At 52.6% G+C, this 14,118-nt stretch carries 12 protein-coding genes; 2 read left to right on the forward strand and 10 right to left on the reverse strand.

Annotated elements, in window-relative coordinates:
• The coding region (locus ACT3TR_RS09085; RefSeq protein ID WP_444625389.1) for a hypothetical protein at positions 1–211 on the forward strand (211 nt) is incomplete at its 5' end.
• A 270-nt stretch (positions 212–481) separates the two neighbouring features.
• Here the strand turns inward: ACT3TR_RS09085 and ACT3TR_RS09090 are convergent.
• From ACT3TR_RS09090 to ACT3TR_RS09105, 4 genes are all read right to left on the reverse strand, one after another.
• Entirely contained in the window at positions 482–2,287 is a 1,806-nt protein-coding gene (locus ACT3TR_RS09090) for an acyl-CoA dehydrogenase C-terminal domain-containing protein (RefSeq protein ID WP_444625388.1), read from the reverse strand.
• Positions 2,288–2,524: 237 nt separating this feature from the next.
• On the reverse strand, positions 2,525–3,292 hold the full coding sequence (locus tag ACT3TR_RS09095; protein WP_096279223.1) for an SDR family NAD(P)-dependent oxidoreductase: 768 nt from the start codon (positions 3,290–3,292) through the stop codon (positions 2,525–2,527).
• Between the two features lie 20 nt (positions 3,293–3,312).
• The gene (locus tag ACT3TR_RS09100; RefSeq protein WP_441684197.1) at positions 3,313–4,989 is read right to left on the reverse strand and encodes an AMP-binding protein; all 1,677 of its coding nucleotides are present in this window, start codon (positions 4,987–4,989) and stop codon (positions 3,313–3,315) included.
• A 212-nt stretch (positions 4,990–5,201) separates the two neighbouring features.
• Positions 5,202–5,771 (reverse strand): TetR/AcrR family transcriptional regulator, encoded by a 570-nt coding sequence (locus tag ACT3TR_RS09105; protein WP_096279219.1) that lies wholly within the window; start codon positions 5,769–5,771, stop codon positions 5,202–5,204.
• Positions 5,772–5,897: 126 nt separating this feature from the next.
• Here ACT3TR_RS09105 and ACT3TR_RS09110 point away from each other — a divergent pair, with 126 nt between their 5' ends.
• Entirely contained in the window at positions 5,898–7,085 is a 1,188-nt protein-coding gene (locus ACT3TR_RS09110; RefSeq protein WP_444625387.1) for an acetyl-CoA C-acyltransferase, read from the forward strand.
• 129 nt (positions 7,086–7,214) lie between these two features.
• On the opposite strand, the gene pstB is transcribed toward ACT3TR_RS09110, so the two are convergent.
• The 6 genes from pstB to ACT3TR_RS09140 form a co-directional block, all read right to left on the reverse strand.
• Positions 7,215–8,018 carry a phosphate ABC transporter ATP-binding protein PstB gene (gene pstB / locus ACT3TR_RS09115; protein WP_096279215.1) on the reverse strand — a complete coding sequence of 268 codons (804 nt, stop codon included), beginning with the start codon at positions 8,016–8,018 and terminating at the stop codon, positions 7,215–7,217.
• A 36-nt stretch (positions 8,019–8,054) separates the two neighbouring features.
• A complete protein-coding gene (gene pstA / locus ACT3TR_RS09120; RefSeq protein WP_096279213.1) occupies positions 8,055–9,413 on the reverse strand; it encodes a phosphate ABC transporter permease PstA in 1,359 nt (452 codons plus the stop codon).
• A 6-nt stretch (positions 9,414–9,419) separates the two neighbouring features.
• Positions 9,420–10,799, reverse strand: a complete 1,380-nt coding sequence (gene pstC, locus ACT3TR_RS09125) for a phosphate ABC transporter permease subunit PstC (RefSeq protein ID WP_096279211.1) — start codon at positions 10,797–10,799, stop codon at positions 9,420–9,422.
• Positions 10,800–10,907: 108 nt separating this feature from the next.
• Positions 10,908–11,924 (reverse strand): substrate-binding domain-containing protein, encoded by a 1,017-nt coding sequence (locus tag ACT3TR_RS09130; RefSeq protein ID WP_444625386.1) that lies wholly within the window; start codon positions 11,922–11,924, stop codon positions 10,908–10,910.
• Between the two features lie 141 nt (positions 11,925–12,065).
• On the reverse strand, positions 12,066–12,797 hold the full coding sequence (locus ACT3TR_RS09135) for a sulfite exporter TauE/SafE family protein (protein ID WP_444625385.1): 732 nt from the start codon (positions 12,795–12,797) through the stop codon (positions 12,066–12,068).
• Positions 12,798–12,806: 9 nt separating this feature from the next.
• On the reverse strand, positions 12,807–14,003 hold the full coding sequence (locus ACT3TR_RS09140) for a multidrug effflux MFS transporter (protein WP_444625384.1): 1,197 nt from the start codon (positions 14,001–14,003) through the stop codon (positions 12,807–12,809).
• Positions 14,004–14,118: the final 115 nt, after the last annotated feature.

Raw genomic sequence — 14,118 nt, forward strand, 5'->3', positions numbered from 1 at the left:
GATATTTGGTGATTTGTCACCAACATCAGCAAGCGCCCACATGAATTACCTGATCAAATTTTTAAAGAGCGCTTCGCTGTGGCTATCGTGTTGTGATAGCGGGCCAACCGTTGAACTGTTTGGCCTCAGCGAGGAAGGCGTATTCTACGCACTTCCGAGTGTTTGTCAATCGGCAATTTCTGGAGCCGATTCGGGAAACATTTTTCGATGACCTGAAAACGCTAACCTGCTGACAAACCGAAGGTTTTCACCTTCATCCACCGCTGGTAACGCTAGGCGTCCCCGGCAGCGGATGCGTACTTTATGGCTTCCCAGATGAGATTGCAAGCAAAAGAAGCGGAGAGCATAAAAAAACGGCAGAAGACCTCCCTTCTGCCGCAAACCACGTTTAGAACAACGCGCAGAACAACATCATTAGAGAGCACTCATTAGCGCTTGCGTTGCTGGGCCAATGCTAGCGCCTAAAAATTAAGACCTGTTATTAAATTTCAAAACCTAAGCCAAAGTCCTCACTAGAGATGGCCATTAAGCTCGCGGCACCCGCACTTATCATTTGTGCGTGCGCACGAGTGCGCGGCAGGAGCCGCTGATAGTAGAAGCGCGCAGTGTTTAATTTCGCGGCATAAAACGCTTTATCAGACTCGCCCAAGGAGCTCGATGCCTGTTTGGCCGCACGGGCAAATAGATACGCTAACGTGACGTAACCTGAGTACATAAGGTAGTCAACGCTAGCCGCACCGACTTCTTCGCGGTCTTGCATAGCTTTCATACCCACGCCCATGGTCAGCTCACCCCACTCTGCATTCAACTTGGCAAGCGGCTCGATGAATTCGTTAAGGGCGGGATTATCAGCCTCGGCTTTACAAAATCTATGGATCTCTTTGGTGAATACTTTTAGCGACTCACCCTGGCTCATAAGCACTTTACGGCCCAATAGATCAAGCGCTTGAATACCGGTAGTACCTTCATAGAGGCGAGTAATGCGTGCATCACGCACTAGCTGCTCCATCCCCCACTCTTTAATAAAGCCATGACCACCGTAGATCTGTACGCCTTCGTTAGTACATTCAAAACCAACTTCGGTCAGGAAAGCCTTAACGATAGGTGTTAGCAGACCAAGGAGAGTTTCAGCATGATCTCGCTCTTCACCTGGCTCACCTTGTTCCACCACGTCGAGCATTTGGGCAGCGTACAGCACCAGCATGCGCCCGCCTTCCGCAAACGCCTTTTGCGTTAGCAGCATACGGCGCACGTCCGGGTGAACGATAATCGGATCAGCTGGCTTATCAGGCGCCTGCTTACCCGACAGCCCACGCATCTGTAGTCGATCCCGCGCGTAGCTCAGTGAATTCTGGAAACTCGCCTCAATCAACCCAAGCCCTTGAATACCTACGCCGAGACGCGCAGCGTTCATCATAGTAAACATGCACGCCAGCCCTTTATTGGGCGGCCCTACTAAGTAGCCTATTGCGCCATCGAAGTTCATCACACAGGTAGCATTACCATGAATGCCCATTTTGTGCTCGAGCGAACCACAGGTGACGCCATTCCGCTCCCCCACATTACCCTGAGAATCGGGTAAGAACTTAGGCACTACAAACAGTGAGATACCTTTAGAGCCTTCTGGCGCATCAGGCAGTTTTGCCAGCACTAAGTGGACAATGTTCTCTGCCAAATTATGCTCACCGGCAGAGATAAAAATCTTGGTGCCCGTAATTGCATAAGCATCACCATCAGCAGGCACTGCCCGCGTTTTGATTAGGCCGAGGTCGGTACCGCAATGGGACTCGGTTAAGCACATAGTGCCGGTCCACACACCCTCCACCAACTTAGTGAGATACGTCGCCTTCTGCTCATCAGTGCCATGGTGACGCAGAGCATCAGCAGCGCCATGCGACAGACCTGGATACATACCCCACGCCAAGTTAGTGGCACAGATCATTTCCGAAAGCAGCATGGCTAGCGAGGGCGGCAACCCCTGCCCACCATGCTCAGGGTCAGCAGCCAAACTTGGCCACCCACCTTCTACGTACTGCTGATAAGCTTCTTTAAAACCGCGAGGGGCTTTAACCTCCCCTCCTTCTAGCAAACACCCCTCTTCATCTCCACTTTGATTAATCGGTAGTAACACCTCGCGGGCAAACCGAGCTCCCTCTTCCAAAATAGCGCTGATCACATCAGGCGATGCATCATCGCCACTTGGAAGCTGTGCGTAGTGAGCGGGGTAATCAAGCATCTCGTCCATCACGAAACGCATATCACGAATAGGGGCTTGGTAGCTGGGCATCACACTTCTCCAAAAGAAGGGGGTATTGAAAGCCGATAAATTGCTTTTAGACAAACAACTTTCAAACACATGTTTGAAAACTAGCGCGAGCGCTCTATAGAGTCAAGCGAGCGTTTTAATTTAGCCTAGAAGCGCATTACAACTTTGGCCGCCAACTCAACATGCTATAGCCTCTAAACATAAAAAAACTCGCCAGTGATTCGCTGACGAGCTGCCATAACTTACTGGGAAAAACGACTACTGCATGCGAATGCCGCCATCCAAGCGAATCAACTCACCATTCAGCATAGCGTTGGTAATAATTTGCTCCGCTAATTGAGCGAACTCGTCTGGCTTGCCTAATCGCTTAGGGAATGGCACCGCAGCGGCTAGCGCCTGAGCGGCTTCATCAGGAATCTCGCTCATCATCGGCGTTTCAAATACCCCTGGGGCGATTGCCATCACGCGGATAGCATGCCGAGACAGCTCACGCGCGGCGGGAAGGCTCATCCCCACAACCCCCGCTTTAGAGGCACTGTAGGCACACTGCCCCACCTGCCCATCGAAAGCCGCAATAGACGCAGTATTGATAATCACCCCACGCTCACCGCTTTCACTAGGCACATTTTTCGCCATCGCTGCGGCGGCAAGGCGCATAACGTTAAACGTGCCCACCAGATTGATATTGATCGTTTTCTTATAGCTTTCTAGATCCGCCGGAATACCGTCTCGATCAACCAGCTTTGCCACACTTACCACGCCCGCACAATGAACCACGCCCGACAGCCCGCGCTCACCGCCTAGCGCAACGGCTGCGTCCACCGCTTTCTGCATCTGTTCAGCAGAGGTGATATCAGCAAGGACAGCCTGTGCGCCTGCCCCCAACTGCTGGGCATGCGCATTCACGCTGTCGTTCAAGTCGCACAGAACGACCCGTGCACCCGAGGCGACTAAACGCTCAGCGGTTGCTGCGCCCAGCCCTGAGGCGGCGCCGGTAATCAAAAACGTACTGTCCTTAACCTGCATAACTGGATTCCCTATGGTGGTTACAATGACTGCCTTGACTTGGATTCTTCTACCGCTTGAGCGCGTAGCTTAAAGCGCTGGATCTTTCCGCTGGGAGTTTTGGGTAGCTCATCGACAAACTCTATGATGCGTGGGAACGCATGCGTCGAAAGCCGCTCGCGTACTCGCTGCTTGATTTCATCGGCGAGGACATCACTGGGCTCAAAGCCTTCGCGCAGCACCACATACGACTTAATTACCTCGCCTCGAATTTCATCTGGCTGCCCTACGGCTGCCGATTCAGCGACCGCAGGATGCGTCATCACGCTGTTCTCAACATCCGTTGGCCCAACGCGATAACCTGCCGTGGTAATAATGTCATCATCACGGCCGGCAAACTGAAAGGTGCCATCTTCATTGCGAATCACCACGTCTCCGGTTAGGTAATAACCTTCCACAAAGGGATTTTTTTCCTGCCAGGTATATCCTGGAAAGAAGTGCGCTGGCGAGTTCTTGATATCCACCGCCAGAACACCAGGCTCCCCTGCGGGGAGTTCGCGATACTCCGCATCCAAAATGACGAGACGGTAGCCCGGCATCGGCACGCCCATGGCGCCTACGTGCTTTAAATGATCAAGCGCATGATGGTTATTACAGGTCATCCCCGTTTCGGTTTGACCGTAGTGATCCATCACCGAACAGCCGAGCGACCTTTCTACCCAGGTAACCACTTCGGTATTTAAAGGCTCTCCTGCTGAACTTGCCGCTCGCAGCTCTAACGTTTCATGCGCGTCATCAAATAGGCCTGAGGCCTTCATCAAGCGATAAGCAGTGGGCGCGGCGGCAAAATTGGTAATGTGGTGGCGCTTCATAAACGCCAGCGCCCCTTCGGCACTAAAGCCCGCCTCACAGAAATGCGTGGTTACGCCCAGCAGCAGCGGCCCGGTGATCGCATAGTAAAGGCCATAGGCCCAGCCTGGATCAGCCATATTCCAGAAGCGGTCATCGTCGCGTAGGTCAATGGCGAGCTCCATATAGATCGCAAATGCCGTCATGCCCGCCAGCGGAACCGCCACCCCTTTTGGCTTGCCCACCGTGCCAGAGGTAAACATTTGCAGAAATGGCTCATCAGGCGAGAGCCTTGGCGGACTTTCGCTCATTGACGTATGCGTCAATGCAGCTTGCCAGTCGTGATCATCGGCATGCTCGCTGGTTTCACCACCGACGGCTAACACCGACGGACACTGGCTCAAACCATCAAACTTATAGCGATTGGCGTGATCAGTTATCACAAGTTTGGTATCGGCACGCCCTAACCGATAGTCCACGGCATCAGGACCAAACGCGGTAAACAGCGGCTGGTAAACGGCACCGATACGCCATGTTGCTAGAACGGCAATCAACAGCTGCGGGGATCGTGGCAACATGCAGGCGATGCGATCGCCCTGGCGTAGCCCTTGAGCTTGAAACCAACCGGCAAGCATCGCGCTTTGCTTATCAAGCTCGGCGTAAGTCAGCGTATTAATAGCGCCTTGGGAATCTTCCTGAACCAACGCCAGTAAGTCACCACGTCCTGCACGCACATGACGCCCACAGCAGGCCTCAAAAGCATTAAGGAAGCCGTCTTGGTGGTCATCTAAGCGAGCAATGACGCTATCGATAGAAAAGCTATCCAGGTAGTGCTGGTAGTCGGGCAGTGTGTGCGGTGTCGTGGTCATGATGGCTCTCTGATGTCGTCGGTAATTGTTGTTGGTAATGAGCACGTAGCAAGCGATATGGGAACAGGCAACGCCTATAAAACATCCGTTGACGTTAACGGAACTTTTGAGATAAAAACAACGCTAAAAGCAATCGCCTTGGAGAGCAAGCATTCTGATGGTTTAAGGCACTAGACGTTGGTCGGGGCTAGCCAATGGTATACAGCGGGATATCAATCAGCGGTGGGCATTATCATAGCGACAAGCTCGTCAGCGAGGTCATCGGGTGAGCGAGAGCCGTTGGGGTCGTACCAACGAACGGTCCAATTCAAAGCCCCCAGCACAAAGCGCGACACAAGAAAACGATCACCATGGATTAATCCTGAGTCCAGCGCCTCGTCAATCACCGAGACCCACAAAGCCTCATAAGCATCGCGTAAATGACTGAGATGAGCGCTCGCCACAGGATCAAGCCTACGCCACTCAAAGAGCGCCACTACATGGGCATTGCGGTCGGTAAATAAGGTTTCAAGGTGGGCACGCGCCATGGTGCGTAAGCGAATTTCCGGCTCGGTGGCGCACTCATTCAGGGCTTTACGTGCAATCAACAAGGCATTTTGGGTGCCCTCTTCAATCACCGCCGCCAGAATTTCCTGCTTATCTTTAAAATGATGAAACAAGCTACCGGATTTAATGCCCATTTCCTGCGCCAGCATGCGCACCGTGGTGCGATCGAAGCCTTCTTGGACGAACAGCTGAGCGGCGAGACGCGTCAATTCCTTGCGGCGTGGTGATGCATTCATTACATTCATGTCATTTACACTAGCGCTTGCTTGGTTACTCTGGAGAGAACCACAGCGCTGCCAACGGGTCAACGTATCACCCACCACTCGGCATGATAATCACAATAAACTGGAAGGAGATTGAACATGAGCAGCCCCACCGATGTTGTATTTCTAGCCGCTAAACGTACGCCGATGGGCGGCATGATGGGCAGCCTTGCCACGATGACGGCGCCACAGCTTGGCGCAACCGCCATTAAGGCGGCGATTGAAGCGTCAGGTATCGACCCCGCTGCGATAGCCGAAGGAATTATGGGCTGTGTACTGCCCGCGGGCGTTAAACAGGGGCCTGCTCGCCAAGCCATGCGCCAAGCCGGCATACCCGATGCCAATGGTGCCACCACCATTAATAAGCTGTGCGGCTCTGGAATGAAGGCCACCATGCTTGCCCACGATCTTATCAAAGCAGGCAGTGGCGATATTGTGCTGGCTGGCGGCATGGAATCCATGTCTAACGCACCTCACATTCTGACGAAGGCACGCGGCGGCTATCGATTGGGACATGGCGAACTAAAAGACCACATGTTTTTAGACGGACTGGAAGATGCTGAAACGGGAAAACTGATGGGCGTCTTTGCCCAAGACGTCGCCACTCAGCGCGGCTACACTCGCGAACAGCTTGACGACTTCGCCATCGCGTCTCTTGAGCGCGCGATGGCCGCGACGAATGCAGGCCACTTGACCAACGAGATGGCCCCCGTCACCGTTACGTCTCGCCACGGAGACACCGTTGTTGAACATGACGAGCAGCCCTTTTTAGCCAAACTAGACAAAATCCGCCAGCTCCGCCCTGCTTTTGCCAAAGACGGCACTATTACCGCGGCCAACGCCAGCTCAATTTCCGACGGCGCCTCCGCACTCATCTTGGCCAGCCAAGCAGCGGCCGAGCAGCACGGCATTAAACCACTCGCGCGGATGGTGGGTCATTCAACCCATGCCCGCCACCCAAGTGAGTTCACCATTGCGCCTGTCGGTGCGATTGAAAAATTGATGAGAAAGCTAGGCTGGGGCGTTAACGATGTAGATTTATTTGAAATCAACGAAGCCTTTGCCGTCGTCACCCTGATAGCTATGGATGATCTAGGACTGCCCCATAGCAAGGTCAACGTTTTTGGCGGTGCCTGCGCTCAAGGCCATCCGATTGGCTCGACGGGCTCGCGCATTATTGCCACGCTGATTCATGCCCTGCGGACACAAGGTGGCCGACGCGGCATAGCAAGCCTGTGTATCGGCGGAGGTGAAGCGACAGCCGTCGCCGTTGAATTAATCGACTAATCAATGGCACATAGCCCATTGTGACAAGAGCCAGCGTCTCTTTTTAATAAAAAAGACGTTGGCTTAAAGCTTAGTCATTAAAGCTTAGTCATTAAAACTGAGCCATTAAAACTTAGCCAATTAAGGTACTTAACCGAAGCGTCCGGTAATATAGTCGTGCGTGCGCTGATCCCGTGGGTTAGTGAAAATAGTATCGGTACTGTCCACCTCCACCAGGTCTCCCATGTGGAAAAAGGCGGTACGGTCAGCGACGCGAGCAGCCTGTTGCATATTGTGCGTTACCATCACAATGGTATAACTCTCGCTCAGCTCATCTATCAACTGCTCAATTTTCGCTGTTGCGATTGGGTCGAGCGCCGAACAGGGCTCGTCCATCAAAATGACATCAGGGCTAACGGCCACGGTTCTGGCAATACATAGACGCTGCTGCTGCCCGCCGGATAGACCCGTGCCGGGCTGATCAAGGCGATCCTTAACCTCGTCCCACAAGCCCGCACGACGCAGGCTGCTTTCAACGATATCGTCTAACTCTGCCTTACGCTTTGCCAGTCCGTGAAGACGCGGCCCATAGGCGATATTTTCGTAGATCGATTTAGGAAACGGGTTAGGCTTTTGAAACACAATGCCGACCTGAGCCCGCAGTAGTACGACATCGCGATCCGGAGCATAAATATCGTTATTATCTAACGTTATTCTGCCTTCGACACGACAAATATCAATAGTGTCGTTCATCCGATTCAGGCAGCGTAAAAACGTTGATTTACCGCAGCCCGAAGGGCCGATAAAGGCCATTACTTCATTCTCGTAAATATCGAGATCAATCCCATTAATCGCCTGAGCATTGCCGTAAAACACTTCGACGTTTTCAGCGCTCATTTTCACTTTATCTTTTGCCTTACTGGTGCGGCTCTCACCGTTACCCACACTCACCATAGGCGAAGGTATATTAGGCTGTGTAGAAGTATTCACTTACCACCTCGTCTCGAATTTTTTACGCAACCAAATCGCCAATGCATTCAAGCTAAGCATCAGCCCTAGCAACACGATGATGGCTGCTGATGTGCGCGCTTCAAAGAAATTGCGCAGCTCATTGCCCTGCCAGAGATAAATCTGTACAGGCAACGCCGTTGATTGTTCCAGCGGCGTACCCGGCACGTTGGCCACAAAGGCATTCATTCCAATCAGCAGTAACGGCGCCGTTTCACCTAACGCTTGTGCAATACCTAGAATAGAGCCGGTCAATATACCGGGCAGCGCCAGCGGCAGCACATGGTGAAAAACGGTTTGTACTTTCGATGCCCCAATACCCAACGCCGCTTGGCGTATGGAAGGAGGGATCGAACGCAGCGATGCGCGCGTGGTAATAATGATCGTCGGCAATGTCATTAACGTTAGCACCAAACCGCCGACGACCGGTGCTGATAGCGGCAAGCCAAAGTAGCCAATAAAGATGGATGCCCCCAACAGGCCAAAGACAATGGAAGGCACAGCGGCCAAATTATTGATGTTGATTTCGATCAGATCGGTGAGACGGTTTTGAGGCGCAAACTCTTCAAGATAAACAGCGCTCGCGACACCGATAGGCACCGACAGCAAAATGACCACCATCATCATAAACAGAGAGCCCATAAAGGCACCTGCCAAACCTGCTGACGCCGGTGAACTGCGCGAATCCGTATTGAGAAACAGCGATGTGCTGAAAGCATTCTCAATGATGCCTTCATCACTGAGCCGGTCAGCCCATTCTCGCGTTTGCGGGCTAAGCTGCTGACGCGCATCCGGTAAGCTGCGATCTATATTGCCTTTGATCCATACATCCACATTGGCGCTGGCAAGCAGCTTGACCTCGACAGTTTGACCAAGCAATGAAGGCTTTTCAATAAACTGGTCGCGTAATGCAAAGCGCTCGCCAGAGGCCAATAATGCCCGCAAGTCGCGCAATTGGCGAGACTCAACATCCACGCCTAATGCATCTTCCATTGCATTATCAATCAGTGACTGCCAGTTGATTAAACTGGCCTGCGTTAGCCATGCGCCATAGCGTTCATCAAATGCAAGCTGGGTCTCGCCATCTTCACGCCGCGGCTTTTCATCCAACTGAATAACCTCAGGGTCAAAATACACGTCGGTGTAAACCGTCGACTGCCAAAAAGCAGGTACGCCACGCGCAAGAATACTCGCGAATAAAATGATTACCAGAGCCATGCCCGTTGTCACAGCGGCTAACCCCACGCGGCGAAAGCGGGTCTCTTTGCGGTGTCGTTTCGCCAGCGATTTTTCGATCGTCATCAGACGGTGCTGTCGACGCTGCTCAATCGTTATAGACATAGTCGCTTACTCGTATTGCTGGCGATATTTACGCACCACAACCAGTGCGATAACGTTCAAACCTAGGGTAATCACAAACAGCGTCAAACCAAGTGCAAACGCAACCAGCGACTGCGGGCTGGCAAAATCCATGTCCCCGGTCAGCTGATTAACAATGGTGACTGTGATGGTTGAAACCGCTTCGAAGGGATTGCCATGCAGCACTGGATTATTACCCGCGGCCAATACCACAATCATGGTTTCACCAATCGCCCGACTGGCCGCCAACAAAAAGGCCCCGACGATACCCGGCAGTGCTGCCGGCAAAACTACTTGGCGGATCGTTTCAGACTTCGTTGCACCTAGCCCCAGCGCACCATCGCGCAGCGATTTAGGCACCTGGGTAATAATGTCGTCGGAAAGCGATGAGACAAAAGGAATAATCATAATCCCCATCACCAGGCCGGCGGTCAGTGCGCTGGTGGTACGGATATTGATACCGATGACATCACCGACACTCGACAAGAAAGGACCAATGACAATCAGCGCGAAAAAACCATAAACAATCGTTGGAATACCCGCTAACACCTCAATTACCGGCTTAGCGATATTACGCAGCCAGCGAGGCGCGTATTCGGCCATATAAATGGCTGTCATGAGACCAATGGGGATGGCCACTAAGAGGGCAATGGCGCTCACCATCATGGTGCCCCATAGCAACGGCAGGAGCCCAAATTCGCCCTGAGCACTCGACCCGGCGGTATTGAAACGAGGATTCCAAGTGGTTCCCAAGAAAAATTCAGCGGGGCTAATAAAGCTGAAAAACTTTAAAGCCTCTCCCAGCATGGAGAGCACAATACCCACCGTGGTAAAAATCGCTACTGCCGAACAGGCTGCTAAGGCAAAGGTAATCACCCGCTCAACTTGGTTTCTAGCGCGCCACTGGGGTGAAATATGCCGCTTGGCATATGTCAAACCGGCGACCACTAACACAGCCATTAGCGCGACGAGACTTAGATTTTCATAGGTATGCAGGCGCGCCATATGGTTGGCAGCCGCCAGTTCTTGGGCACTTCCACCGCCGGCAACACCACGCCCTTCGGCTAGTACGGAAATACGACGTAACGTTGTTTCAAGCTCCCGTCCGCTCATGCTAGCCACCAACTCATGGGGCAACTGATGAGTAACGAGCATCTCAATAAGCTGGGGCGCTAAGAAAGACCACAGCAAAAACAGCACTAAGGCTGGCAGCCCGCACCACAATGCAACGAGCACACCGTAATAGCCCGGCCGCGAGTGCATCCTGACATCATTTTCTGCCGCAACCGCACGGCTTCGTGTCAGCCCTAAGTGGTAAGCCAGGGCCATGATCACGAGCAGTGTGGCTATCAAGGCAATGTTGCTCATTATCTCTCCGCCTGTGATTTTCTACATTTAAGCGCCGGCATCAGATCATTGATGCCGGCGCGACTGCCAAGCGAGTTAAGTGTTAATCGATGGCAAGTAGGCCCGGATTTACTCTGGGCTAACCACAGTGCGGGCTTGGAACTGCTCAAGCGCGGTTGCACGCTCCTCTTCATCCAGCGGAATAAGACCAGCATCTTCCAGCGGGCTGCCGTAGCCTGACACCATGTCGTTCAGGAAGTATTCGGTGTATTCGGCCAGACCAGGAATTACGTCAAGGTGCTCACCTTTCACGTAGAAGAACAGCGGACGAGAAATTGGGTATTCACCTGAGCCAATGGTTTCCAGACTTGGCGTTACGCCGTTAATGGTGGCCACTTGCAAGCGGTCTCGGTTCTGTTCGTAAAAGCTAAGGCCAAATACGCCAACCGCGTCTGCTTGAGCATCTAAACGCGCGAGCGTTTCGGTGTAGTCGCCAGCAATTTCAACAATACGGCCATCGCCGCGCAGATTGACGCAGGCATCACCCTCAACCTGGGCGTCGCTTTCACAGCCAGGGTGGATGACTTTCTCTTCGAACACTTCACGGGTGCCGTGGTTTGAAGCGGGGATGACCAGCACAATTTCCTGGTCTGGCAGGTCAGCATCGATTTCTGACCAACGGGTATAGGGGTTATCCACCAGTTCGCCGTCTTGGGTAACTTGGGCTGCGGCGGCTTTGAAGACATGGTCTGGGGTCAGTTCAAAGGCTTCGCGGTCTAGGCGCGAGGCAAAAACAATACCGTCGTAACCGAATTTGACCTCAAGTATTTCATTGACCCCGGCCTCATTACAGCTCGCTACTTCAGCGCTACGGATGGCGCGTGAGGCATTAGCAATATCGATGGTGTTTTCGCCAACGCCTTGGCAGAACTGACGCAAGCCACCACCAGAGCCACCAGAGCCAACGACCGGTGTACCGAACTGAGAAAAAGTATTCCCAAACTCTTCAGCAACGATACTGGCAAACGGAAGTACCGTAGAGGAACCCGCAATCTGCACGGTATCGCGCGCCATTGCAGTAGCGGAAACGCCAGTGGCCAGGGCCGCTACTACTGCAACACCTAATGTCTTCTTAGCTACATTCATCGTCGTGTTCCCCTCTGGTTTAATATCCGGTTAGCACTTAGCTTCCGGAAGAGCTGGCCCAATGGCCTTGCGCAAAGAGGAGTCTGCACACGATCGATTGCAGAAATATGACAGTGACCAATTATTGCTATTTTTTTAACGTCACACTAAAAGCCCTATCGCTGCTAGCGTACACAGCGTTAGTGAAGCACCCTGCAATAGGCGTCTGTCTAAGCGATGTGCTAGCGCACCTGCCAGCGCATTACCGATAAGCACCGCAGGCAAAAAAGTCAGCGCCATTTGAAAATGCCATAGCTGAATTTGATTCGCCAACGCGAGAGTTATCAGCGTTAGCGTAGAGGTTAAAATAAAGAAAGCGGCCAGATTGCCGCGCATTCGATCAACCGGCAAGCCGTGCATCAACAATACGATAGGCGGGCCGCCAATAGCCGCAACGGTACCGAAAATACCGGACAGAACACCCGCTCCAAACAGCGTTATACGGTTCACCGGCAGCTGAAAACGGCATACAGTGACTAATACCGTGAACAATACGATAACGGCAATCAGCTTTTCTAAGATCACCATAGGGGCCACAAGTAGCAGCCAAACACCCAGCGCATTACCAGGCAGGCGGCCTACTAACGCCATTCCAATAGCATCCAGCCGCACCTCGTGCCAATAGTGGCGCACCATCATAAGCGAGACAGTCAACCCAAATAACACCAGCGTGACCGGCACTAGGCGAGGCTCCAACATCAACAGTAGCGGTGCCCCCACTACCGCCAACCCGAAGCCGGTCGCTCGCTGAACAAAAGCACCAAGCATCAAAACCGCGGCACAGGCAAGCCAGGTATCTAATGGCAGGTTGATCCAGGCAAGCAGACTATTCATGTGTGCTGTTCATCCCCGTAGCTCATCCACCGCAGGTTTCTTGGTTAGCTTGCGTACCCCAATATTGCCTAGCAACGTCGCACTCAGCATGGTGAGAACCATTGGCCACAGATGCTCTACTTCAAACAGCCCAACCATGACACCGGCAAGCGCTCCGCAGGTGAATTGGATACCGCCAAGCAACGCCGTTGCCGTTGCGCTGATATGCCCAAAGTGATCCAACAGTGCGGAAATAGCGTTAGGCGTAATCAGCCCAATCATGCCGGTAAATAGCATAATGAGAGGCACCACAACGAACAGTGAGGCTATATTTAAAGCGGTAACAAGCACCAGACCCAGCGCGGCGACTAACTGCACTAGTAGTCCTAAACGTAAATTTTGTTGCGGTGAACGCTTACGCAACAGATGAATATTGACGCGATTTGAGAGCGCAATAACCAATACGTTCACCCCAAACACCAGAGGGTAAGTAACTGGAGACAAGCCAAAATAATCTAGATACAGAAATGGCGACGCGGTTACAAACGCAAATAACCCGGCAAACGAAGAAGCAACGGCGCAAATATAGCCCATACCTTCCCGGTGCTTAAGCACGCTGGCATAGTTACGGATAACTTGTCGTGGTGACGCTGTCGGTAATGACATATCCCGCGTTTCAGGCAGACGCGTGCCTAAAAGCCATAATAAGAAGCCGGCATAGACCGCTAAAAATACAAAAATTAGCCACCATCCGGCAATATGAAGCAACAAACTGCCAACTGCCGGCGCTACTAGCGGCGCCAGCATCATAATCATCGCCATGGTAGACATGACTTTGGCAGCCTCTCGGCCACTAAAACAGTCGCGCACAATCGCGGCCGAATTGACCACGCAGGCACCTCCGCCAAGCGCTTGTATAAAACGCCAGAAGAGCAGCGTAGACAAACTATCCACCGTGGTAATCGCTAAGCTTGCCAGCATAAAAACGACTAAACCACCCAGCAGTACCGGCTTGCGTCCCATTCGATCAGATAGCGGACCAAAACAAAGCTGGCCTAATGCGAAGCCAAACAAAAAGACGCTAATAGAAAGCTCAGTCCGATGAATGCTGGCATCAATACTGTCAGCGATGATGCCTATAGCGGGCAAATACGCATCAATAGCAAAGGGAGCAAGAGCAGTATTGGCAGCAACCAGCAGTGCCACCCGACGAGGATTAAGGTGCATGAGGCTCCATAGGAGGCACAACAGGTGCGCACAGGGATAGATAGGCCGCTAAGCATAGACGATTTGATTACATTTGTCGGTATTTACACGCCATTACCACTGCCTCGTTAATCCC

Source organism: Halomonas sp. AOP12-B1-6, assembly GCF_052379225.1.
GTDB classification, from domain to species: domain Bacteria; phylum Pseudomonadota; class Gammaproteobacteria; order Pseudomonadales; family Halomonadaceae; genus Vreelandella; species Vreelandella casei.